Annotated in this window: 20 protein-coding genes, 1 rRNA gene and 1 pseudogene; 10 read left to right on the forward strand and 12 right to left on the reverse strand. The window is 73.2% G+C overall.

What is annotated here, in order from left to right; all coding sequences use genetic code 11:
• Window positions 1-97: 97 nt before the first annotated feature.
• The 5 genes from BMY61_RS36705 to BMY61_RS36725 all read right to left on the reverse strand — a co-directional run bounded on the left by BMY61_RS36705 (window position 98) and on the right by BMY61_RS36725 (window position 5208).
• On the reverse strand, window positions 98-706 hold the full coding sequence (locus BMY61_RS36705) for a copper chaperone PCu(A)C (protein WP_052439253.1): 609 nt from the start codon (window positions 704-706) through the stop codon (window positions 98-100).
• A 7-nt stretch (window positions 707-713) separates the two neighbouring features.
• Window positions 714-1451, reverse strand: a complete 738-nt coding sequence (locus BMY61_RS36710) for a hypothetical protein (RefSeq protein ID WP_042455993.1) — start codon at window positions 1449-1451, stop codon at window positions 714-716.
• Window positions 1452-1622: 171 nt separating this feature from the next.
• Entirely contained in the window at window positions 1623-2714 is a 1092-nt protein-coding gene (locus tag BMY61_RS36715) for a cation diffusion facilitator family transporter (protein WP_042455995.1), read from the reverse strand.
• Window positions 2715-2802: 88 nt separating this feature from the next.
• A complete protein-coding gene (locus BMY61_RS36720) occupies window positions 2803-3585 on the reverse strand; it encodes a TetR/AcrR family transcriptional regulator (protein WP_042455997.1) in 783 nt (260 codons plus the stop codon).
• 219 nt (window positions 3586-3804) lie between these two features.
• Window positions 3805-5208, reverse strand: a complete 1404-nt coding sequence (locus BMY61_RS36725; RefSeq protein WP_042455999.1) for a wax ester/triacylglycerol synthase domain-containing protein — start codon at window positions 5206-5208, stop codon at window positions 3805-3807.
• Window positions 5209-5431: 223 nt separating this feature from the next.
• Between BMY61_RS36725 and BMY61_RS36730 the strand changes: the two genes are divergently transcribed.
• The 3 genes from BMY61_RS36730 (at window position 5432) to BMY61_RS36740 (ending at window position 8197) form a co-directional block, all read left to right on the forward strand.
• Window positions 5432-6427: a lysylphosphatidylglycerol synthase transmembrane domain-containing protein gene (locus BMY61_RS36730; protein WP_042456001.1), complete on the forward strand. Its 996-nt coding sequence runs from the start codon at window positions 5432-5434 to the stop codon at window positions 6425-6427.
• Window positions 6424-7023 (forward strand): zinc-binding dehydrogenase, encoded by a 600-nt coding sequence (locus BMY61_RS36735; RefSeq protein WP_269083983.1) that lies wholly within the window; start codon window positions 6424-6426, stop codon window positions 7021-7023. Before BMY61_RS36730 ends, BMY61_RS36735 begins: the two co-directional genes overlap by 4 nt.
• 163 nt (window positions 7024-7186) lie before the next feature.
• The gene (locus BMY61_RS36740) at window positions 7187-8197 is read left to right on the forward strand and encodes a SecDF P1 head subdomain-containing protein (RefSeq protein ID WP_042456002.1); all 1011 of its coding nucleotides are present in this window, start codon (window positions 7187-7189) and stop codon (window positions 8195-8197) included.
• Window positions 8198-8244: 47 nt separating this feature from the next.
• Here BMY61_RS36740 and BMY61_RS48680 read toward each other — a convergent pair whose 3' ends face one another.
• The 4 genes and pseudogenes from BMY61_RS48680 to BMY61_RS36755 form a co-directional block, all read right to left on the reverse strand.
• Window positions 8245-8844, reverse strand: coding sequence for a flavin reductase family protein (locus BMY61_RS48680; protein ID WP_342342548.1), 600 nt, complete (start codon window positions 8842-8844; stop codon window positions 8245-8247).
• A gap of 369 nt (window positions 8845-9213) precedes the next feature.
• Window positions 9214-10116: pseudogene (locus tag BMY61_RS48095) on the reverse strand (metal-dependent hydrolase); the annotation flags it as partial.
• A gap of 56 nt (window positions 10117-10172) precedes the next feature.
• A complete protein-coding gene (locus BMY61_RS36750; protein WP_042456004.1) occupies window positions 10173-11975 on the reverse strand; it encodes an SDR family oxidoreductase in 1803 nt (600 codons plus the stop codon).
• Window positions 11972-12925: a M24 family metallopeptidase gene (locus tag BMY61_RS36755; RefSeq protein WP_082015476.1), complete on the reverse strand. Its 954-nt coding sequence runs from the start codon at window positions 12923-12925 to the stop codon at window positions 11972-11974. The genes BMY61_RS36750 and BMY61_RS36755 overlap by 4 nt, the downstream gene beginning before the upstream one ends.
• 130 nt (window positions 12926-13055) lie before the next feature.
• Between BMY61_RS36755 and BMY61_RS36760 the strand changes: the two genes are divergently transcribed.
• The gene (locus tag BMY61_RS36760; protein ID WP_042456006.1) at window positions 13056-13817 is read left to right on the forward strand and encodes an SIR2 family NAD-dependent protein deacylase; all 762 of its coding nucleotides are present in this window, start codon (window positions 13056-13058) and stop codon (window positions 13815-13817) included.
• A 2-nt stretch (window positions 13818-13819) separates the two neighbouring features.
• Entirely contained in the window at window positions 13820-14569 is a 750-nt protein-coding gene (locus BMY61_RS36765) for a nucleotidyltransferase domain-containing protein (protein ID WP_236656574.1), read from the forward strand.
• A 125-nt stretch (window positions 14570-14694) separates the two neighbouring features.
• On the opposite strand, the gene BMY61_RS36770 is transcribed toward BMY61_RS36765, so the two are convergent.
• On the reverse strand, window positions 14695-15612 hold the full coding sequence (locus BMY61_RS36770; RefSeq protein ID WP_042456008.1) for a DUF6891 domain-containing protein: 918 nt from the start codon (window positions 15610-15612) through the stop codon (window positions 14695-14697).
• Window positions 15613-15654: 42 nt separating this feature from the next.
• Complete coding sequence (gene cpt, locus BMY61_RS36775; RefSeq protein ID WP_201777633.1) at window positions 15655-16191, reverse strand: chloramphenicol phosphotransferase CPT; 537 nt, start codon at window positions 16189-16191, stop codon at window positions 15655-15657.
• Between the two features lie 60 nt (window positions 16192-16251).
• Here cpt and BMY61_RS36780 point away from each other — a divergent pair, with 60 nt between their 5' ends.
• From BMY61_RS36780 to BMY61_RS36790, 3 genes are read left to right on the forward strand one after another with little or no spacing between them, the layout of a single operon-like run.
• On the forward strand, window positions 16252-17133 hold the full coding sequence (locus BMY61_RS36780) for an alpha/beta fold hydrolase (protein ID WP_236656575.1): 882 nt from the start codon (window positions 16252-16254) through the stop codon (window positions 17131-17133).
• Window positions 17134-17147: 14 nt separating this feature from the next.
• Window positions 17148-18245 (forward strand): protein kinase family protein, encoded by a 1098-nt coding sequence (locus BMY61_RS36785; protein ID WP_042456070.1) that lies wholly within the window; start codon window positions 17148-17150, stop codon window positions 18243-18245.
• A 41-nt stretch (window positions 18246-18286) separates the two neighbouring features.
• Window positions 18287-18697, forward strand: a complete 411-nt coding sequence (locus BMY61_RS36790; protein ID WP_042456012.1) for a DUF3052 family protein — start codon at window positions 18287-18289, stop codon at window positions 18695-18697.
• A gap of 4 nt (window positions 18698-18701) precedes the next feature.
• On the opposite strand, the gene BMY61_RS36795 is transcribed toward BMY61_RS36790, so the two are convergent.
• On the reverse strand, window positions 18702-19970 hold the full coding sequence (locus tag BMY61_RS36795) for an MFS transporter (protein WP_042456014.1): 1269 nt from the start codon (window positions 19968-19970) through the stop codon (window positions 18702-18704).
• Window positions 19971-20125: 155 nt separating this feature from the next.
• Here BMY61_RS36795 and BMY61_RS36800 point away from each other — a divergent pair, with 155 nt between their 5' ends.
• Both BMY61_RS36800 and BMY61_RS36805 read left to right on the forward strand, forming a co-directional pair.
• Window positions 20126-21403: a DUF6986 family protein gene (locus BMY61_RS36800; protein ID WP_042456016.1), complete on the forward strand. Its 1278-nt coding sequence runs from the start codon at window positions 20126-20128 to the stop codon at window positions 21401-21403.
• Window positions 21404-21736: 333 nt separating this feature from the next.
• A 16S ribosomal RNA gene (locus BMY61_RS36805) occupies window positions 21737-21864 on the forward strand; the annotation flags it as partial.

The raw sequence follows: 21864 nt of genomic DNA on the forward strand, positions 1-21864 counted from the left end.
GGTTCGGTGGCCCGGTCGTGCTCGCGCGTCGGGCCGCTGGAGGGTGCGACTGGTTGCGGGAGCGGCTGTGACCCGGTCGTGCCCCTGGGCAGTGCGACTACTTCTGCGGCGGCAGCCGGTCCATGTAGTCCATCGCGTGCATGACCTCTTCGACCGTCAGGGAGTTGGCCGGGCCGACCGGGGCCCAGACGTGGACCGTGCCGGACTGGGCGAAGGTCAGGTCGAGCTGGATCACGTCGTGCAGGGCGGGCGTGCGTCGCAGGCCGGAGAGTTCCAGGTGGAGGCCGCCCGGGTGGAGGGAGAGGGTCGCGTCCGCGGGGACGCCGATCCACGGCTGGGTGCGGCCGGAGCCGTCGACCAGGCGGACGGTCGTGGCCCAGGGGGTCGACACGTCGAGCAGGCGGTCCGCCGAGCCGCCGCCGTTGCGGAGGCTCAGGTAGGCCTCGACCGGGCCGGAGGCCTGCTTCGGCGGGTCGAGGTAGGGGGAGAGCAGCGCCAGCTTCGCCGGCGAGGCCGTGGCCGCGGAGGCGTCCCCGCGGCCGACGTGGCCGACCAGCAGCAGGACGCAGGCGAGCAGGGCGACCAGCGGGCCCTGGACCAGCAGGGCCCGCCGCGCGCCGGGGAGGCCGCCCCGGCGGGCCGCCCGCGCCTCCAGCGCGGCGGCCTCCTCCTCCAGGGCTGCGAGCTCTGCCTCGTCCGTCTCCATGGGTGGCCTAGTAGCCCGACGGCCAGGTGAAGTCCTTGTACGGGACGGCCGTGCCGACGTCGATCTGGATCTTCTCCAGGTTCTTGAAGACGATCGCACGCGGGTCGCCGGTGTACGGCTTGCCGTCGACGAAGATCGTCAGCTGCCCCTGGTGGCCCGCGATGTCGGTGCTGGTGAGCGGCTGGCCCCACAGGTCGAACAGGTTGCCCAGGTTGTACGTCTGCTGGCTCGGCGACTCGACGTGGATGATGCCGCTCTCGTCGTGCGTGTGCAGGAAGTAGAACTTGCTGCCGCCGCCGACGAACGGGGTGCCGTCCTGGGCCTGCTGGAGCTGGTACGGCGGCTCGATGCCGAGGCCGTAGGGGATGGTCATGAGCTTGCCGTCCACGTACACCTGCAGGTGCGAGTGGATGTGGTAGACGGTCTGCTCCATGTCGTTGCTCTTGACGATGCCGTCGATGTCCTGGCCGTAGGCCTGGTGAGCGGTGGAGGCGAGCAGGTTCGCGTTCTTGTCGATCGACGGGTCACTGGCCTGCTTGTTCTTCGCGGCCTGGACGTTGCTGGCGTTCTGGCCGTTGATGGCCCAGACGGTCACGCCGACGACCCCGCCCAACAGGATGACGCCGCCGACGATCATCGAGATAAGGATCGTCCGCTGACGCCGGGACTCCGCCGCCCGCTGGGCGGCGATCTTCTCCTGGGCTATGCGGCGGCGCTCTGCCTGCGACGGCTTGTTCTGGGTCATCGGTCCTCGTTGCTGCTCGGTGGCGAGGGGCGCCTCGCGTCCCCGCGGGCGTCACGTTAGTGCGCGGTCGGCTAAGCGTTTCGTAAGACCGGCCTGGGTGGGGAGAGCAGGGTTTGAGGTTTGTCCCGATTGCAATGCAAATCAGAGGATCACAGCTTGATAACGGCATGCTCAGTGCGTCGCGCGGTGCGCGCTGCCGTGCGGATCGCGGCAGTGCGCGGCCTCCTCGGCCTGGGTCAGCGAGCCCAGTTGGAGGGTCTCCGGGGAGGCGTGGTCGACCTGCAGGGTGGTGTGGTCGATCGCGTAGCGCTCGCGGAGCTCGTGCTCGAGAGTGAGCCGGACCGCGTGGCAGTCGAGCTCGTCGCGGACCAGCACGTGCGCGGAGAGCGCCGGGTAGCCCGAGGTGATGGTCCAGATGTGCAGGTCGTGGATCTCCACCACGCCCGGCACGGCGGCCAGGCGCGCGCCGACGGTGTCCGGGTCGAGCCCGGCGGGGGCGGCCTCCAGGAAGATCCGGCCGGACTCGCGGACCAGGCCGTAGCCGGCCTTCAGCATCAGCGCGGCGACGACCAGGGTCGCCAGGGCGTCGGCGCGGTCGAACCCGGTCAGCAGCACCACCAGGCCCGCCACGGCGGTGGCGATGAAGGCCCAGGCGTCGTTGAGGATGTGCTGGTAGGCGCCCTCGACATTGAGGCTGGAGCGGTTGGCCTGCGAGATCAGCCAGGCCGCCACCACGTTGACGACGATGCCGACCAGTGCGGTGACCAGCACGACGCCGCCCGCGACCTCCGGCGGCGAGACGAGCCGGCGGATCGCCTCGTAGAAGAAGAGTGCGGCGAGGGCGAGCAGGGTGATCCCGTTGGCCTGCGCGGAGAGGATCTCCGCTCGCTTGAGGCCGTAGGTCAGTGAACCCTTGGCCGGTCGCGCGGCGAGGCGCATGGCGATCAGGGCCAGCACGATCGAGGCCGCGTCGGTCAGCATGTGGCCGGCGTCGGAGATCAGTGCGAGGGAGTGGGCCAGCAGGCCGACGACGACCTCGCCCACCATGAAGGCGGCGATGAGGCTGAGTGCGGCGATCAGGTAGCGGCGGTCGGCGTCGGCGGAGACGCCGTGGCTGTGGCCCGCGTGGCCGCCGTGGCCGTGGCCGTGGTCGTGCGCACGGGCGCCGGCGTGACCGTGGTCGTGCGCACGGGCGCCGGCGTGACCGTGGTCGTCATGAGCGTGGTCGTCGTGAGCGTGGCCGTGCTCCTGGTCGTGGCTCACGCGTCGCTCCTCGCTGTCGGCGGTTCTCGGGCATGCCGGATTCGGCCTGCCCTCAAGAGGAACTATAGCGGAAGGAATGAACAATCGTTCATATCTCATGACCGGAGGCCAGCCGCAGCACCTCGCCGGCCAGCTCCGTGTCCGCCATCAGCGCGAGAAGATGGTGCAGCAGCTGGCCCGCGGGGCCGGCCGGCTGTTCCAAGGTCAGGTAGCCCCGCAGGTGCTGTCGCAGCTGCGGCTCGTCGAGCTGGAGCACCAGCAGTTGCACGACGAACTCCTGGACCAGCTTCAGTTGCAGCTCGGCACGGTCCAGACGGCGGTCCTGCTCCTGGTCGGCCAGCCAGGCCAGGGCGGTGATCTCCGCGTTGCCGATCCAGGTGCGCACCGCGAGCCGCATCCGCGGGCTCGGCTCGGCCAGCCCCAGGTGCGACAGCACCGAGCGCTCGGCGGCCTGGCGCACCTGGTCGATGACCGCGCCCGTCCCCGGGCTCGCAGCCGGGGACGCGTTGCGCAGCAGGGCGGCGAAGCCGGGGCCGTGCGAGTCGACGAAGTCGAGGTAACGGCCCATCACCCGGTGCAGCCGCTCCGACAGCGGCCCCTGCGGCGGCTCCTCGAACAGCGCCGCGAGCTGCTCGCCGGCACGCCGGATCGCCTCCTCGTACAGCGCCTGCTTGCCCGGGAAGTAGTGGTACACCAGCGGTCGCGAGGCCCCGGCGGCGGCGGCGATGTCGTCGATCGACACCTCTTCCGGCGCGTGCCTGGCGAACATGTCCAGCGCGACGGCGATCAACTGCTCGCGCCGCTGCTCGACGCTCAGCCGTCGGCGCGGCCTCGACGCGGCGGCGCCGGATGTCCCCGTGGCAGCGGTCATGAGGGGCAGCCTAGTGCCCTGGCCGGACAGGTCCACCGTGCTGTGACGCCAGGGGCGGCCACTCGCCGCGTCGTCGGGCGCGGCCAAGGACATCCCGTACGAGGCCGACCCTCCGCCTGGCGATCGACCGCACCGGACGCCGCATCCCGGCATGCCCATCCGGTCAGGGCACCGGTGGCTCCTCCTGCGGACCTGACGTGTTCGGTCACCGGGTGGGGCTCAGCTCGCGGCCAGCAGTTCCGCCACGGAGGCGTCGACCGCCGCGCAGAGCGCCGGCGTCGCGAAGCGGCCGCGCAGGCCGAGGTGGAGCCGGTCGCGGTAGGAGCTGACCGCGACGGCCAGCTCCTGGTGGCGGGCGAGCGGGGCCAGCGGGTGGAGGGCCGTCAGTGGCAGCCCGGCCAGCGTGAACGACAGATCGGGCAGCGGCACGTTCGTCACCAGCGAGTCGAAGAGCAGGCCCGCCGAGGGCCGCAGCAGCGGCGCGGCGACCGGCACGGCCGCGGTGGGGACGAGCTCCGCGAGCAGCGCGACCGCACCGGCGCCCCGCCGTGGGCCCGCTGCCTTCCGTGCCGTCATCGCCTCGCGTACCAGGCGCAACCGGGCCACCGGATCGGTCTCGGAGACCGGCAGGTCCACCAGGAAGCCGGAGAGGCGGTTCCCGGCGGGGGAGGAGCCCTCGGCCGTGCGGCGGGTCCGCTCGCTCACGGGCACCAGCACCCGCACGTCCACCCGCTCGCCCGCACCCCGCAGCGCGCCCGCCAGCACCGCCAGGACCACGTCGTTGACGGTGCCGCCGTGCGCCTTGCGGATCACCCGGGCGTCGTCGAGCGCGACCGTCGGAAGCGCCAGGCCGGTGCCCGCCCCGGCGGCCGCCGGTCGGCGCGCGGCGGCGCGCAGCAGTGACGGGCGCAGCGGTGAGGGGTTCAGCAATCCCCGCTCCACCCCGTCGACGGCGGCGGCCAGCGCGCTGCCGGCGATCTCCGTCGCCCGCCAGGTGCGACGGGCCTCGACCGGCAGGGAGCGCAGCAGGCGCAGCGGCGCGGGACCGCCGGACGCCACCGGCGGGTGTGCGGGGGGCGCGGTGGGACGTCCGGCGGGCGGGGCCGCCGACTGCTCCGCATCGCCGAAGCCGTCGAGCAGCCTCACGCCGAGCTCCAGCGCGCGCAGGCCGTCCACGACGGCGTGGTGCACCTTGAGCAGCAGCACCAGCGTCGAGGCCTCCGCCCGGCCGGCCGCCCCGCTGATCAGGTGGATCTCCCACGGCGGCGCGTGCCGGGCCACCGGCCGGGCCATCAGCTCGCCGACGAGCGCGGCCAGGGCCGGGTCGGCGGGATCGGCCGACGCCTCGTCCCGCAGTTCGTGGCGGACGATGTGGGCGGAGGCGTCGAAGTCGGGCTGCTCCTCCCAGACCGGCGCCTCCCACGGGGCTCGGGACGTCCGCACCCGGCGCCGCAGGCGCGGCACCCGCTGGGCGCGCTCGGCCAGCAGCGCGGCCACGTCACCGGGGTCGGCGGCCCCGGCCCGCCCCGCGCCGAAGACGGCGAGGGCGCCGATGTGCATCGGCGCGTCGGGCGATTCCAGGCTCCAGAAGGCGTGGTCCAACGGGCTGAGCCTGGTCGTCATGGGCGTCCTCTCCGCGGTGCTCCGGCATGGGCGTCCTCCCGAGTCTTGCGCGCGCGTGTTGCGCGCAGGTGTTCGTACCGAGAAGTTTCAGGTTTGTCCGGTGGCCGCCCGGGAACGGAAAGGGCATGTCAGGGGCCGAACTCTCGGTACGCGCGGGATATCCTGCGCGCGAGGGGTTCGTCGAGGTCACCCCGCCCGAGAAGGAAGCGGAGCGTGCGGCACCATGACCTCCGGGCCTGATCTCGCTCCCGAGGAGGTCGCCGCGGACGCGCAGCGTGGGAACGGCGGCGGGCTGGTCCGGGGGATGCGGATGCGGCGGGTGGTGACACTCGTGCTCTGCGCCATCGTCGTCTATGTCGTGCTGCTGCAGATCCTGCGGCACAACGCCAACCCGCTGCCCGCGCTGGAGCGCGCCAACGCGGTGTGGCTGGTGCCGGCGGTGCTGTCCTCGGCCCTGGGCTCGCTCGGCGCCACGTGCGCGCTCGTCGGGTTCGTTCCGGAGCGGGTGTCACTGACGAGAGCACTGCTCGCGCAGCTCTCCGGTTTCTTCGTCAACCTGGCCACCCCCGGCGGCCTCGGCAGCGCCGCGGTCAACACCCGCTTCCTCGCCCGCTCCGGCATCCCGCAGACGCAGGCGCTGGCCAGCGTCGCCCTCGGCCAGATCGTCGGCTTCGTGCTCCATGTCCTGCTGCTCGTCGGCTTCGGCACCTGGATCGGCGCGGACTACGCCGCGTCGCTGCCCACCGGTGCCACCCTGCTCATCAGCGCCCTCTGCCTCGCGGCGGTGTTCGCCGTCTGCGTCGGCGTCCCGCGCCTGCGCCGCTGGCTCGCCGCCCGCCTGCGCGAGGCCGGCCCGCGCTTCCGCGAGCTGCTGCACCAGCCCGGCAAGCTCACCGTCGGCGTCGTCGGCCAGCTGGCCGTGACCCTCATGGCGGTGACGGCGCTCTACAGCTGCTCGCGCGCCTTCGGCCAGACGGCGACCTTCCCCGAGATCGCCTTCGCCCAGCTGGTGGGCTCCGCGGTGGGCTCCGCGATCCCGGTGCCGGGCGGCATCGGCTCCTCCGACGCCGCCCTGGCCTACTCCCTGCGCGTCACCACCGGCGTCGCGGCCGCCACCTGGGTGCCGGTCGTCCTGGTCTACCGGCTCTGCACCTTCTGGCTGCCGCTGATCCCCGGCTGGATCGCCTTCCTCTACCTCCAGCGGCGCGAGGCGCTCTGAGGGCCACGCCGGGAGCGGCGTCAGGCAGGCTCACAGCCCGGGCCCGGCACGTCCGGGCACGCCTCGCCCAGCAGCCGGAGCGGGCCGGGGCCGTTGCGGCCGAGTTCGTCGTCGGGGCCGGAGCCAGGGTCATGGGGATGGCCCGCGGGGAGCGGAAGCTCGACCTGATCCGTGGCCTGGGAGTCGAGGCCGCGGTCGACTACACCGCGCCGGGCTGGACCGAGCAGGTCAGGCGGGTGACCGGCGGCGCGGGGGTCGACGTCGTGTTCGACGGAGTGGGCGGGGAGATCGGCCGGGCCGCGTTCGAGGTGACGGCCTGGCACGGCCGATTCTCCGTGCACGGCGCCTCCAGCGGTCAGTTGACCGAGATCGAGCCCGCGGAGGCGCAGCGGCGCGGCGTCGAGGTGATCGGCATTGAGCAGCTGTACGGCTTCCGGGCGAGGATGCGCCCGTGGGCCGAGCAGGTCATGGCCCAGGCGGTTGCCGGCCGGGTCCGCCCGGTCATCGGGCAGACCTTCCCGCTGGAGCAGGCCGCGGACGCGCACGCGGCGATCGAGAGCCGAAGCGCCCTGGGCAAGACCCTGCTCCTGATCTGACCGGGTGCAGCAGGCGGGGAGACGTGCCGGGCGTGCAGGCCATGGAGGTTGGTTCTCCTTCTTCCGCCTCCAGTGCCGCGAGGCGCCCTGAGCGGGCGGCTCCCGGGTCACGGTTGCGTCACTCGCTGCGATCAGATGATTGCTGCTGGCTAGCATCCGGGGCATGAGGAAGTCGCGCTCCATCCCGTTCGCCGTCGGCGCGGCCGTCGGCTTGTCCCTGCTCACGGGGTGTGCGGGCCAGTCCCCGGCGCGGCCCGGGACCTGGGCCGCGACCGGTCCCTCGGCGCACGCACCGGCGCAGCCCACGGCCGGGCACGCGTCGTCGGGGCTCCCGTCCGTGGCGGTGTATGCGCCGCAACAGCCGCTTACCCAGGCGCAGTTGCAGGCAGCCGCGCAGGTGCTGCGCGAGCGTGCTGCCGGCATGGGACTGCGGAGCGCGCAGGTCACGCTCGTGCCGCAGGGCATCCAGGTCTCCGCCCCTGGCGCGACACGCGACGAGCTGGTCGCCCTCGGACAGACGGGTTCGCTCGCCTTCCGTCCCGTCCTGGCGGAGGCGCAGATGGCCACGAGCGTGACGGGAGCCTCTCCTTCCCCGAGCGGGACGGGACAGGCCCTCGCGCAGACCGCGACCGGTCCGACCACGTCGGGGCGGACCGTGACCGGCCAGACCGGCGGCATGGTGCCGGCCGACCTGCAGACGGCGTTCGACGCCCTGGACTGCGTGCACCCCTCCTCGTCCGACGTGGCAGCGGTGGAGGTAGCGAGTCCCGCGGCGCAGATCGTCGCCTGCGACACCGCAGCGGTGAACGGCATCCACACGAAGTACGCGCTCGGTCCGGTCGCGGTCCCCGGGGCGGACGTCGCCTCCGCGAAGGCGAGCTACTCCACGCAGATCGGTGAGTGGCAAGTGGACCTGAGCTTCAACTCCGCCGGGACCAGCGCGTTCGCGAACGTGACCGCCCAACTCGCGGCGAACCAGAGCCCGACGAACGAGTTCGCGATCGTCCTCAGCGGCACGGTCCAGTCCTCGCCCTACGTCTCCACCGCCATCCCCGGCGGGCAGGCGCAGATCACCGGAAGCTTCGACCAGGCCGGTGCCACGGCCCTGGCGGCGGAGCTCACCCACGGCAGCATCCCGCCGTTGACGCTGGAGCAGACGATGATCCCGGGCTGACGCGTCGGGTGGCGCGGCTCCGTGCCCGCGCCACCCCGCCGCGCGCCCTACAGGTCGAGTACCAGCTTGCCGTCCTGGCTGCGGGAGACGCAGATCAGCATGGAGTCGGCGCGCTCCTCCACCGTGAGCAGGTCGTCGCGGTGCTCCGGAGTGCCGCCGAGGACGCGGACCTTGCAGGTGCCGCAGAAGCCCTGCTCGCAGCTGTAGGCGACGTCGGGCAGCCGCTCGCGCACCGCGCTCAGCACGCTGCGGTCCGCCGGGACGGTCAGGGTCGTGCCGCTGCGGCGCAGCTCGACCTGGACGGTGTCGCCGTGGGCCGCACCCTCGGCCGGGTGGAAGCGTTCGAGGCGGGCCTCGACCCCCGGGCGCAGCTCGGCGAGGGTGGTGACGACGGCCTCCATCAGCGGCTCCGGACCGCAGACGTGCACGACGGCGCCGTGCGGAGCGGCCTCCAGCGCCCAGGAGAGGTCGGGCAGTCCCTCGACGTCGGTCTCGACGACGGTCACCCGCGACTCGCCGGAATCGCCGGACTGCGCTTCAGCGTCGGAGAGAGCAGTGATCTCGTCGAGGAACGGCATGCTCGTCCGAGAGCGCCCGATGTACAGCAAGCGCCAGTCACTTCCGCGAGCAGCGCTCTCGCGAACCATCGGCAGGATCGGCGTGATCCCGATGCCGCCCGCCACGAAGAAGCGCGGTCCGGCGCCGGGGGCGAGCGGGAAGCGGTTGCGCGGCCGGTGGGCCGAGACCGACGCGCCCGCCGTCAGCGTCTCGTGGACCTCCTTCGAGCCGCCGCGCGTGTCCTCCGTCAGCCGCACGCCGATCCGGTAGGTGTCGCGGTCGGCGGGGTCGCCGCAGAGTGAGTACTGCCGGACCAGACCCGAGGGCAGCAGCAGGTCCAGGTGTGCGCCCGGTTCCCACGTCGGCAGCGGAGCACCGTCCGTGGACGAGAGCACCAGTTCCGCCACGCCCTGCGCCGCCTCGCGCCGCTCGGCGACCACCAGCTGCAGCGGCCGCGTCGCCGCCTCCGCCTGCTCGGCCGCCGCCCGCGCCGCGGGCGACCCCGCGAGGTAGGCCAGGGCCTTGGCCGTCGAGCCCTCCTGGGTCGGGTGGTAGCGCTTGCGCATGAAGCGCGGCACGGCGGTGAAGATCTCCTTCGGCGAGGGCACCAGCTCCGCCTTGGCCGCCCGCACCCAGTCCTTGATCTTCGGCTCCAGCGCCTTGCGCTGGGCGGGCGTCAGCTGCGGGTCGTTGGCGATGAAGAACTTCACGCCGCGCACCCAGAGCCAGAACATGGTCGGGAAGACCGTGGTCATGGCCCGCATCCGGCGCCCGTAGCGGCCGTCGACGTGCTGGTAGACGTCGAAGGCGACCGAGCGGTGCTCGACCTCCTCCGCGCCGTGCCAGCGCAGCAGGTCCACCATCACCGGGTCGGCGCCGAAGCGTTCGAATCCCCGTGCCTCCAGCACCCACTTGCCGAGCACCGCCGTGAAGTGCTCGATCGCCGCGATGATCGCCACGCGCTCCTTCAGCCACCATGCGGTGGCGGCCGGCGGCGCGGTGTGGTCGCCGAGCAGGTGCTCGAAGAACCAGTCCATCTGCGCGGTGTAGGGGGAGGGGTCGAGACCCTGCGCGATCATGTGGTCGAGGACGGTGGAGTGCGCCTGCGAGTGCACCGCCTCCTGGCCGATGAACCCGATCATGTCCTCGCGCAGCCGGGCGTCCCGCACCAGCGGCAGGGCCTGCTTGTAGACGTCGACGAACCACCGCTCGCCGGCCGGCAGCAGCAGGTGCAGGACGTTGATCATGTGCGTGGCGAACGGGTCGTCCGGAACCCAGTGCAGCGGTGTCCGGGTCCAGTCGAAGCTGACGCGCCGCGCCTGCAGCGGCGCGTGCTCGGTGCTGACGGCGAGTGCGGTCACGGTGGTGGCTCTCCTCGTGGCTCTGTTCGGAACTCTGTCGGACGTGGCGCGCGGGCTCAGCGCGGCGTCAGGTCGCGGCGCGCGACGAAGCGCAGCGTGCCGGGGGAGAGCCGGCTGAGCGCCCGCCCGATCCGCGCCTCGGCGGCCACCGGCACGACCGGCCGGTTGTCCCGCACCGCCCGCAGCACCGCCTCCGCGACCCGCTCGGGCGGCAGGTTGCGCAGCCGGTAGAGCCGGTCGGCCTTGCCGCGCAGCTTCTCCTGCTCGCTCGCGCTGACGCCTACGTAGCGGGTGGCCTTGGCGATGGCGGTGTTGACGAAGCCGGGGCAGACGGCGCTCACGCCGATCCCCTCGTCGGCCAGCTCGGCCCGCAGGCACTCGGTGAGCATCAGCACCGCCGCCTTGCTGGTGGCGTAGGCGGCCAGGGTGCGCGAGGGCAGGTAGGCGGCGGCGGAGGCGATGTTGACGATGTGTCCGCCCTCGCCGCGCTCCTTCATCATCGCGCCGAAGAGCCGGCAGCCGTGCACCACGCCCATCAGGTTGACGCCGAGCACCGCGTCCCAGTCGGAGGTCTGCGTGTCCAGGAACGCCCCGCCCAGACCGATCCCGGCGTTGTTGACGACGACGTCCGGCACGCCGTGCTCGGCCTGGACGGTCTTGGCGAAGGCCTCCATCGCGGCCGGGTCGGAGACGTCCACGGCGTACGAGCCGGTGCGCGGGGCGCCCAGTAGCGACGCCAACTGGGCCGTGCGGGCAGCGGACTCGGGGTTCAGGTCGGCGGCCACGACCGAGGCTCCCGCCTCGGCGAAGGCCAGCGCGGTGGCGCGGCCGATGCCGCTGCCCGCGCCGGTCACCACGACCGTCCGTCCGGCGTGCGGGGAGGTGGTGCCGTCCTTGCCCCCGGTCGACGCAGCCGACCCGGGCGCGTCCTCACGGACCCGGGCGCGCTCCAGCTCCGGCGCCGCCGGGCCGCCCTCGATGTGGGCGACGAACTCGTCGATCCAGCCCGCGAGCACGGCCTCGTGCGTCAGCGGCGCCCAGTGCCCGGCGCGCAGCGGGCGCCGCCACAGCCGTCCGACGAACGGCTGCGGCGCCTGCCCGGCCATGGCCGGGGTGACGTAGAGGTCCTTCTGCGGCAGCACGACCTGGACCGGGATGTCGGTCGGCCGCTGCCGGGGCCGGGTCAGTCGAGGGATCATGTTGGCGCGGTAGAGCGCGAGCCCGCGCACGGCGTCGGTCGGGAAGGTCGGCGCGCCGCTGCCGTGCGGCACGCCCTCGATGGCGTGCAGCAGCGCGGGCCAGGCCTTGACCATCGCGGTGCGCCACAGCAGCGGGGGCAGCAGCGGCAGGTGGAAGTAGCCGATGTACCAGGAGTGCACGCCCTGCCAGGCCAGTTGGCCGAGCGCGCGCGGGCTGGGCCGGCGCAGCCGGCTGCGGAACCAGTGCCCGACGTGGTCCAGGCACGGGCCGGAGACCGAGGTGAACGACGCGATCCGGTCGGCGAGCGCGGTGCCGGTCACCGACTCCCAGGACTGGATCGACCCCCAGTCGTGCCCGACCAGGTGCACCGGCTTGTCCGGGCTGACCTCCTGGAGCACCGTGCCGAGGTCGGCCTCGAGCGTGGCCAGCGTGTAGGACCGGACGCGCCGCGGCGCGTCGGAGTGCCCGGCGCCGCGCACGTCGTAGGCGACGACATGGTGGCGCTCGGCGAGCTGCTCGGCGATGGGTCGCCACACCGCGTGGGTGTCGGGGTAGCCGTGGACCAGCACGACCGTGCTGCCGGCGCTGCGGTCGCCCCACTCGAAGACCGCGAGCCGGACGCCGTCGGGCGCGGTGACGTAGGACTGCTGCTCGATCACGCGGCGGGCTCCTCGGTCGGGGTGGTGGACGTGGACTGTGCGCGGCTCCTGGCCCGGGCCTTCCCGGCGGGCGCTGCCGCGGCGGCGGGTTCCTGCGGAGCCCCCGGCTCGGTCTCGGCGTGGGTGCGGACGGACGCCCAGGCGCGGACGTGCGGGAGGTCGTCGTCGAGCCAGTAGGCGTCGTCCTCGGTGACGACCAGCAGCTCCTCGAACTTGGCCCCGACACCGCGCAGTCCGAGGTGCGGCTCGACGGCCCACAGGCCGGGGGTGGGCGCGTGGCCGGAGGACTTGCCGTCTGCCCACAGCGGCGAGCGTCCGACGATCCGCTCGGCCACCAGCTCGCGGCCCAGCGTCTGCAGGCTGCGCACGCCGAAGCCGGCCACGACCGTGCGCGGACCCCGCGCCTTCAGGCGGGTGACCTGGTGGGCGAGGACCCGGCCGGGGTAGACGCGGTGGCGGTTGTCGTAGCCGTGCTTGGCGATCAGCGCGTCCACGGAGCGGTAGATCTCGTTCAGCGGCTTGCGCTCGCGCACCTCGGCGAGGATCAGCGCGCGGTACTCCTGCAGGTCGGTGCGGATCTGCTGCTGGACGGCGTTGCCGCCGAGGCTCCCTGCGTAGCCGATGTCGGCGGTGTAGCCGTCCGCGACGGGGGCGCAGTCGAGGATGAACGGCATCCCCTCCGCGAGCGGCCGGTCCGTCGGGAAGAACTGCAGCGGCGTGCGGAACCGGTGGAACGTCGTGCGGTCCCCGAACCAGGCGAACGGCACGTGGAACCAGTCGTCCGCGCCGTTCTCCATGAGCCAGTCCCGCATCCGGCGGGCGGCCTGCTTCTCGGTGACGCCCGGCTCCAGCGTCGCAGCGACGGCCTCCGCGCAGCGGTAGGCGAGCTGCTGAACGGCGCGGAAGCGGTCCAGGTCCTCCGGCGACCAGGCCGGCTGCTTATTAGACATGTTGTCAACATACTGCCGAGTCAGGTCGGCGCAACAGGTGTCCGCGCCGAGTTTTCCGCCGCGCCACACGGGCGACGCGCAGGCGAAAACCCGTTCGCTCCGAGGCAGGCCCGCTCGCTACGTTCGTGTCATGACCGACACCGCCCGCCCCCTCGTCGCCGCCCTGACCGGCGCCGGCGTCTCGACCGACTCCGGCCTGCGCGACTACCGGGGCCCGCAGGGGCTCTGGCGCGACGACCCGGACAACGAGCGCCTGGTGACCATCGACAGCTACCTCGCCGACCCGGACGTGCGCGCCCGCTCGTGGCGGATGCGGCTGGAGACCGGCGTCCTGGACGTCCGGCCGAACGCCGCGCACCGCGCGTTCGCCGCCTACGAGCGCGCCGGGCTGCCGCTCCGGGTGCTCACGCAGAACGTCGACGGACTGCACCAGCTCGGTGGCGTCAGCGAGCGCAAGGTCCTGGAGCTGCACGGCACCGCCCGCCGTACCCAGTGCGTGCGCTGCCACGCGCGCGGGGAACTCGCCGAGGCGCTGGACCGCGTCCGTGCCGGGGAGGCCGACCCGCCCTGTGCGGTGTGCGGCGGCATCCTCAAGCCCGCCACTGTCTTCTTCGGCGAGCACCTCGACCCCGAGGTGCTCGGGCAGGCCCGGGCCGTCGCCGCCGCCTGCGACATCCTGCTCGCCGTCGGCACCACGCTCCAGGTGCACCCCGCGGCCGGCCTGGTGGACCTCGCCCTCGCGGGCGGCGCCCGCGTCGTGATCGTCAACGCCGACCCCACGCCGTACGACGACATGGCGGCCGAGGTCGTCCGCGAGCCGATCGGCACCAGCATCCCCGCCCTCCTGCGCCGCCTCGCGGCGGAGGCCGGCGCGGCCTGGCCGGGGGAGTGAACGTGACCGACTCCGTCGTGGTGGACCCGCACCGTCCTGATCCCGTGTCGGCCGCGGGCGCGCTGGTCGCGGAGCGCTTCTCGGCGCTCCGGGCCGCGTTCGTCGCGGGCAGCGTGCTGACCGGGCACCGCACACCGACGTCCGACCTGGACATCGTCGTCCTGCTCGCCGGTCCGCCCGCCCCCTACCGCGAGAACCTCCGCCACCAGGGCTGGCCCGCGGAGCTGTTCGTTCAGACCGAGGCCGACTGGCACCGCTTCGCCGACCAGGAGGCGGCCGAGGGCCGCTCACCGCTGCTGCACATGTGCGCCGAGGGACAGCTGCTCGCCGACCACGACGGTCTGGGCGCGACCCTGCAGACGCTGTCACGGCAGCGCCTGGCCGCGGGGCCGCCGCCGACCCCCGTCCTGGAGCTGGACCGCCGCCGCTACGAGATCACCGACGGCCTCGACGACCTGCGCGGCTCCGCCGACCACGCCGAGCGCGTCTACCTGGCGGCCCAACTGCTGCACAAGGCCTCCGAACTGGCCCTGCGCGCGGACGGACGCTGGCTCGGTGGCGGCAAGTGGCTCTCCCGCCGCCTCGCCGCCGCGGACCCCGGCCTGCACGACCGTCTCGTCGCGGGCCTCGCCGGGATCGCCGCCGACGCGCCGGGCAGCACGGCCGCGATGGCGGCCGCGGTCGACGACGCCCTCGCCCGCGCCGGCGGCCGCCTCTGGGAGGGCTACGGCCTCGGCCGCCCCAAGGCCTGACGGCCCGGACGCGACCGCGAGGCCTGATGGTCGGCCCCGAGGGCATGCGTCCGTCGGCGTGGCGCCCCGGGGGTGCCCGCCGCGGGGGCCCGGAGCGGGCCCGTCCCGTCCGGACGTCCTCGGCGTCAGCCGATCAGGCGGCGGCGCCAGTCCAGGGGCGTGACGGTGATGGCCTGGTCGGGGCTTCCGTCCCACCGCGTCGGCAGGTCCACCGCCGCCAGCGCGGCCACAACCTCGTGGCCGACGGCCTCGGTGGTCTCCGACGAGCCGTCGAAGCCGCCGTAGTAGAGCGTCAGGCCTCGCCCCGCTGCGGCGGCGTCGGTGCCCTGGGTGTGGAAGTAGACGAAGCCTCGGGCTCCCGGCCCGCCCTCGGCGCCGATCTCGGACTGGCCGCAGGAGCGGCAGCAGGTGAAGTTCTCGCGGGCGGTGATGCCGGACTCCTGCAGCGCCGCGAAGGCGCGCGTCAGTCGCTCGGGGTCGGTCTCGCCCGCCCAGGAGGACTGCTCCGCGACACGCTCCAGCCAGAGCCGGTCGGCCAGCACGGCGGCCTGCGCGCGGGAGACGGGGCGGCGGTCCTTCGTCACCAGGTAGTCCTCGGCGAGCTCGGCCAGTTGGGCCCGCGACGCGTAGCCGCCCACCAGCACCTCGCGCACCCGCCGCTCCAACTCCGCCCGCTCTTCCTGGTCGAGGGCCAGCGGCGGCACCTCGGGCACGGGGCCAAGGTCCAGCGGGAACCACGACGGACCGGCGTCCCACTCCGCCTCCTGGCGCGCCCAGCCGGCCATGGCCGCCGTCACCGCCTCGGGCGCGTCGACCATCGACAGGAAGTGCCGGTCGGCGGCACCGTCGCGGTGCTCCAACCGGTAGACGCCACCGGCCTCGTGCCAGACCTGGACGAAGACGTCGGGCAGGTCCGGCACGCGGTGGACCACCAGGAACCGGTCGCCGTCGCCCCCGATCCGCCGGACCAGCCCGGCCAACTCCTCCGCCGACACGCGGACGTGCCGCTCCCGGTTCTCCGTCGTCACCACGATCTCGAGCATGGACGCAATCTCCCACACGGCTCCGACAGGTCGGCTGACAGGTCAGATCCGCACCCGTGCCGCGACGGCCCGCGCGCAGGCCGACGGATCGGCGCGGGTCGTGTCCACCTCCAGGTCGTAGGCGACGCCCTGGTGGACCGCATCCGCCTGCAGGGCGGCCATGCCGACGGCGCGATCACCCCGCGCCTCCTCGCGCCGCGCGGCGACGGCGCTCGCGCAGCGGACACCGACCCAGAGCACGTCCAGGCCCGTCAGGGCCTCACGCCAGCGGGCCTGGGAGGCGGCCCCGCCGAGGAAGACGTCGTCGATCACGACCCGCGCGCCCGCCCGAGCCATCGCGGCGACGCCGGTCATCCACGCGGCCTCCAGCGCGCGGAACTCCGGCCCGATCACCACGGCGCCGTCCTCGGCCACGTCGAAACCCTCCTCGGAGTCCCGCAGGGACGCCGGGAGCATCTCCACGAAGTCGTCCACGGCGACGGCCAACCACGGATCCGGCAGGACCGACTGCAGCGCCCGCACCAGCGTGGACTTGCCCGAGCTGGAACCTCCGTTGAGCACGATCACCTGAGACGTCACCACGCAACCCTAGATCGAAATCCGGTGACCCCCGCGCCGCGTCCGTGTGAGGATGCCACGGTGTCGATCACCATCACCGAACACCGGTACACCGCCGACGACGGCGCCGCACTCGGCTATCTGCGGCGCGGGTCGGGGGCGCCGCTGATCTGTCTGCCCGGCGGGCCCGGGGCCGACGTGCGCTACCTCGGCGGGCTCGGCGGGCTCGACGGGCACCGCTCGCTCGTCCTCGTCGACCAACGCGCGACGGGCCGTTCGCCGGTGCCGGAGGACCGGTCACGCTGCGGCTACACCGCGCAGGCCGAGGACCTGGAGGCGCTGCGCCGCCACCTCGGCGCGGAGAGCGTCGACCTGCTCGCCCACTCCGCCGCCTGCCTGACCGCACAGGAGTACGCCGCAGCGTACCCGGGCCGCGTCCGCCGGTTGGTGCTGGTCACGCCGGTGGGTGCCACCGCCCGCGAGGCCGACGCGGCCGAGGTCGCCGCCATCCGCGCCCGGCAGGCCGGGGAACCCTGGTACGCCGCGGCCGTCGCGGCTGAGCAGGAGCTTGCCGGAGGGAGCGTCGACCCGGAGCGAGCACGGGAGTTGACGTTGCGCACGGTGCCGTTCGTGTGGGGCCGCTGGCGCGAGGAGTACCTCGACCTGTACCGCCTGCCGATGCAGGGCGCACCCGACTGGTACCGCGAGGCGTTCTACGCCGGCGCCCCGGCCCCCGGCGGGAAGGCGGCCCGCCTGGCGCGCCTTGCCGGCTCCGGTGCCCGCCCGCTCGTCCTGGCCGGCGGCCGCGACGGCATCGTCGGTGCACTCCCCGCCCGCCGCGTCGCCGAACTGCACCCCGGCAGCCGTCTCGTAGTCCTCCCGGAGGCCGGTCATCGCCTCTGGCACGAGGAGCCGCAGGCCTTCCTCGAGGCCGTTCTGTCGCACCTGGAGGGCCCGCAGTGAAGACGTCCCCCGACATGTCGCACGCCGCTCGACTGACCGCCCACGATGCCGCCTCCGCCGCGTTGGCTTCGCTCGACGACGACGCCCTGCAGGAGCTGCTGGACACGGCGACGCCGCTCGGCACCGGCATCGGCGGGAAGGCCGCCCTGTTGGAGGTCGCCGGCACCCCGGTCTTCGTGAAGCGGGTGCCGCTCACCGACCTGGAACGGCAGCCGGAGCACCTCCGCTCCACGGCGAACCTCTTCGACGTGCCCGCCTTCTGTCACTACGGCATCGGCGACATCGGCGCGGCCGGCTTCGGAGCCTGGCGGGAGCTCGCCGCGCACACCCTGACGACCCAGTGGGTGCTGGGGGAGGAGTACGCGGGCTTCCCGCTGATGCACCACTGGCGGGTGCTGCCGGACTCGACGCCCCTGCCCGAGGAACTGGCCGACATCGACCGGGCCGTCGCCTACTGGGACGACTCGCCGCAGGTGCGCGCGCGGATCGAGGCGCTCGCGGCCTCCTCGGCGAGCATCGCGCTGTTCCTGGAGTACATCCCGCGGAACCTGCACGAGTGGCTCGGCGAACAGGCCGAGGCCGGGGGCCCCGCCATCGACGAGGCCGCTGCCATGGTGGAGCGGGAACTTGCGGCCGGAACGACGTTCATGAACAGTCGCGGGTTGTTCCATTTCGACGCGCACTTCGAGAACATCCTGACCGACGGTCGGCGCCTCTACTTCGCGGACTACGGTCTCGCCCTGTCCTCCGCGTTCCGGCTCTCGCCCGAGGAGGCCGCGTTCCTGGACCGACGGCGCGGCTACGACCGCGACTACACCGCCACCTACCTGGTCAACTGGCTGGCCACCGCGCTGTGCGGACTCCATCCCGCCGACCGGGAGGGCCGCGCCACCCTGGTCCGCGCCTGCGCGCGGGGCGAGGTGCCCGCGGGAGTGCCGGAGGGCATCGCCTCGCTCCTCCTGCGCAACGCGCCGACCGCCGCCGCCATGGGCGACTTCAGCCGCGCGTTCCGGAGCGACAGCCGGCATGCCCCCTATCCGGCGGAGGAACTCCGTCGGCTCGTCGGTCTCTCCGGGACCCACAACACTGCGGGAGAAGGCGACCCCGCCTGAAAAGCGGGCAGCGTCCTCGCGCGGGTGCGAGGATCGGACGCATGAGCGACACCGGCTACTCGGGAACCCCGCTGGCCAAGAAGCTGCGCATCAAACCCGGCCACGCCGTGGCGCTACGGCACGCGCCCGCCGACTGGTCGCTGCCCGACGTCCCGGAGGGCGTGCGACTGGACGCGCGCCCCGAGGAGGCGGACGTCGTCCTCGCCTTCCACCGCGCCGCCGCCGACCTGCGCGGCGAGGCGACCGAGCTGGTCGCGGCGCTGCGGCCGACGTCCTGCCTGTGGCTGCTCTGGCCGCGCCGCGCGGCGGGACACAGCAGCGACATCACCGACAACGAGCTGCGGGAGATCATGCTGCCGCTCGGCGTGGTGGACGTGAAGGTCGCGGCGGTGGGGGTGGACTGGTCCGGCCTCGCCTTCGTCTGGCGCAAGGAGAACCGCCCGCCGACCTGAGCGGTCAGGCGGTTTCGGCGACGACGGACTCCGCTGCTGCGGTCGTCGCGCCGGGTGTCCGCCGACGCAGTGTCCGGACCTCGGGGACGGCGACCATGCCCGCCGTGCAGAGGACGACCAGGACGGCCGCCATCAGCAACGTCGCCCGCACGCCCAGCGCGGCGCTGAGCGGGCCCGTCGCCGCCTGGGCGATGGGGATGAGCGCGAAGGAGCCGAGCGCGTCGTAGGAGTAGACGCGCGCCAGGCGGTCCTCGGGGATCTCCTGCTGGAGCGAGGTCTCCCAGGCGATCATGAACTGCTCGACGCAGGCGCCGGCCACGACGCCGCAGGCGGCGAGCACCGCGAGCGGCATCCGGAACGCCAGCGCGGTGGGCAGGAGCGAGTCGGCCGCCATGCAGGCCGTGCCGACGAACAACATCCGTTGCGGGCGGAAGCGAAGTCCGATCATTCCGCCGACCACCATGCCGACCGTCTCGGAGGACAGGACCACGCCCCAGCCGCCGCTCCCGAAGGACGCCTTGGCGACCGACGGTCCGAGCACCTGGATCGCGGCGCTGAACGAGGCGTTGAGAAAGCCGAACGCGAGCACGATCGTCCAGACCCAGCGTCGATGGGCGAACTCCTGCCACCCCTCGCGCAGTTCGTGCAGCACACCGGGCTTCTTCGCCTCGTCGGCCGCCGTCCTGGCGGGCGCGTCCACGCGGACGAAGGCGAAGAGCAGGCCTGCGCAGGCGAAGGTGATCGCGTCGATCGCGAGGCCCCAACCGGGGCCGAGCGCGGCGACGACCAGGCCGCCCAGCGCGGCGCCGCCGATCATCGCGCTGTTGGCGGCGAGACGGTTCAGCGCGTTGGCCGCAGTCCGCTCGTCCGGGGCGACCGTCTGCGGGAGCAGTGCGCCGGAGGCCGGGAAGGCGAACGCGCCGAACGTCCCGTTCAGGGCGGACAGCACGAGCAGCCGAGGCACCGTCGCCTGGTGGGTCAGGACGAGGGTCGCCACCGTTCCTTGGCTGAGTGCGCTCAGGGCACTCGATCCGACCAGCACCAGACTGCGCGGCAGCCGGTCGGCCACGACGCCGCCGAAGAGCAGGAAGACGACGTTGAAGAGCGTGCGTGCCGCGACCACGAGCCCGAGCTCCGTCACCGAGCCGGTGATCGCGAGGACGGCGAAGGCGAGGGCGATCGGGGCGACCCCGTTGCCGAGCATGTTCGTGGCGCGGCCCGCGACGAGGAGGCGGAACGGACGTCGGCGGAGAGGGGCGAGGGCTGCTTGCACCGGGCATGCCTACCGTTGTGGGTGATCGCACAGCAACGGCTTTTCCGCCGGGGCCGGGCACTGTGCAACAAACTGTTGACGGTGGCGTGGCGCGTCGATAGCGTCACGTCAACAATCTGTTGATACAGCACCCGAGGTCGGGCGAAGGGGCAGTCATGGCCGCGCGAACCACGTTCTCCAGCACGCTGCGGGAGGGCATCGAAGCCGACCTCGCCGGCGTCGACGCCGACCTCGCCGCCCGGTACCCCGGCGACCCGGGCACCCGGCAGCCCGTGCACACCGTCTACGTCCCCGCCGACGCCCTGGCTGAGCGCGGGGTCGGCGAGCTGGTTTCCGACTGGGGCCGCCAGGCCCTCGACCTCCTCGACCGCCACGCCCCCGACGCCGCCGCCCTCGCCGCGGTCGTGGGCCAGAGCGACGCCGGCCTTGCCGCCGACGTACACGACCGCGTCCGCGCCAAGCTCGAACGCGAGCCCGTCGAGGACCTGCGCATCGACTTCGAGGACGGCTACGGTCCGCGCCCCGACGCCGAGGAGGACGCCGCGGCCGAGCGCGCCGCGCGCCTCGTCGCCGAGGCCGTCGCGGACGGCAGCGCACCGCCGTTCGTCGGCATCCGGATGAAGTGCATGGAGCCGGCCGTGCGGGCACGCGGCATCCGCACCCTCGACCTCTTCCTGACCGGCCTGCTCGACGCCGGGAACGGCACCCTGCCCGAGGGCCTCGTGCTGACCCTCCCCAAGGTCACCTATGCCGAGCAGGTCGCCGCGATGGCCCGCCTCCTCACCGGCTTCGAGGAGGCCAACGGACTCGCCGCCGGACGCCTCGGCTTCGAGATCCAGATCGAGACCACCCAGGCCATCCTCGGTGCCGACGGCCGGGCCACCGTCGCCCGCATGATCGAGGCTGCGGCGGGCCGGGCGACCAGCCTCCACTACGGCACCTTCGACTACAGCGCGTCCTGCGGCGTCAGCGCGGCCTACCAGAGCATGGAGCACCCCGTCGCCGACCACGCCAAGGCGGTCATGCAGGTCGCGGCGGCCGGAACCGGCGTCCGCCTCTCCGACGGCTCGACGAACGTCATCCCCACCGGCCCGACCGAGCAGGTCCACGCCGCGTGGCAGCTCCACCACCGTCTGGTCCGCCGTTCGCTCGAGCGCGCCTACTACCAGGGCTGGGACATGCACCCCGGCCACCTGCCCACCCGCTACGCCGCGGTCTACTCCTTCTACCGCGAGGGCCTCGACGCGGCAGCCGCGCGTCTCGCCGCGTACGTCGCCCGAGCCGGTGGTGACGTGATGGACGAGCCGGCCACGGCGAAGGCGCTCAGCGGTTACCTGCTCCGTGGCCTGGACTGCGGCGCAGTCGACGCCGCCGAGGTGGAGAAGGCCTCCGGCCTCGACCGCCGAGCCCTCGACACGCTCGCGGGACGCTGACGGCGGGCTGATTTGGATCCGGGGCGACAGTCGCGTACAGTCGATCGAGTTGCCCCGGAGACCACCCGCCCAGCGGGATGGTGAAGGGAAAGCGAAATCCACTGGAAATCGGAACTGAAAAGCTCTGATAGAGTGGAACACGAAGGAAGCGCCCGGAGCGGCCCGAAAGGGAAGCAAAGGAAGCGTCCGTTCCTTGAGAACTCAACAGCGTGCCAAAAGTCAACGCCAGTTACTTTTGAGAACAAATTTTCAGCGAGGACGCTGTGCACGGGTCCGTCTATTCCGGCGGATGCTGTGCCGCTCTGCGTTGGATGTCCCGATTACGGGAAAGCATTCACGGAGAGTTTGATCCTGGCTCAGGACGAACGCTGGCGGCGTGCTTAACACATGCAAGTCGAACGGTGAAGCCCTTCGGGGTGGATCAGTGGCGAACGGGTGAGTAACACGTGGGCAATCTGCCC

Source organism: Streptacidiphilus jiangxiensis (assembly GCF_900109465.1).
Classification (GTDB): Bacteria; Actinomycetota; Actinomycetes; order Streptomycetales; family Streptomycetaceae; genus Streptacidiphilus; species Streptacidiphilus jiangxiensis.

Excerpts from the sequence above, each read along its gene's own strand:
- BMY61_RS36705 (WP_052439253.1), bottom strand. The coding sequence starts at position 706 with ATGGAGACGGACGAGGCAGAGCTCGCAGCCCTGGAGGAGGAGGCCGCC.
- BMY61_RS36710 (WP_042455993.1), bottom strand. The coding sequence starts at position 1,451 with ATGACCCAGAACAAGCCGTCGCAGGCAGAGCGCCGCCGCATAGCCCAG.
- BMY61_RS36720 (WP_042455997.1), bottom strand. The coding sequence starts at position 3,585 with ATGACCGCTGCCACGGGGACATCCGGCGCCGCCGCGTCGAGGCCGCGC.
- BMY61_RS36725 (WP_042455999.1), bottom strand. The coding sequence starts at position 5,208 with ATGACGACCAGGCTCAGCCCGTTGGACCACGCCTTCTGGAGCCTGGAA.
- BMY61_RS36730 (WP_042456001.1), top strand. The coding sequence starts at position 5,432 with ATGACCTCCGGGCCTGATCTCGCTCCCGAGGAGGTCGCCGCGGACGCG.
- BMY61_RS36740 (WP_042456002.1), top strand. The coding sequence starts at position 7,187 with ATGAGGAAGTCGCGCTCCATCCCGTTCGCCGTCGGCGCGGCCGTCGGC.
- BMY61_RS48680 (WP_342342548.1), bottom strand. The coding sequence starts at position 8,844 with ATGGTTCGCGAGAGCGCTGCTCGCGGAAGTGACTGGCGCTTGCTGTAC.
- BMY61_RS36755 (WP_082015476.1), bottom strand. The coding sequence starts at position 12,925 with ATGTCTAATAAGCAGCCGGCCTGGTCGCCGGAGGACCTGGACCGCTTC.
- BMY61_RS36760 (WP_042456006.1), top strand. The coding sequence starts at position 13,056 with ATGACCGACACCGCCCGCCCCCTCGTCGCCGCCCTGACCGGCGCCGGC.
- BMY61_RS36770 (WP_042456008.1), bottom strand. The coding sequence starts at position 15,612 with ATGCTCGAGATCGTGGTGACGACGGAGAACCGGGAGCGGCACGTCCGC.
- BMY61_RS36785 (WP_042456070.1), top strand. The coding sequence starts at position 17,148 with ATGTCGCACGCCGCTCGACTGACCGCCCACGATGCCGCCTCCGCCGCG.
- BMY61_RS36790 (WP_042456012.1), top strand. The coding sequence starts at position 18,287 with ATGAGCGACACCGGCTACTCGGGAACCCCGCTGGCCAAGAAGCTGCGC.
- BMY61_RS36800 (WP_042456016.1), top strand. The coding sequence starts at position 20,126 with ATGGCCGCGCGAACCACGTTCTCCAGCACGCTGCGGGAGGGCATCGAA.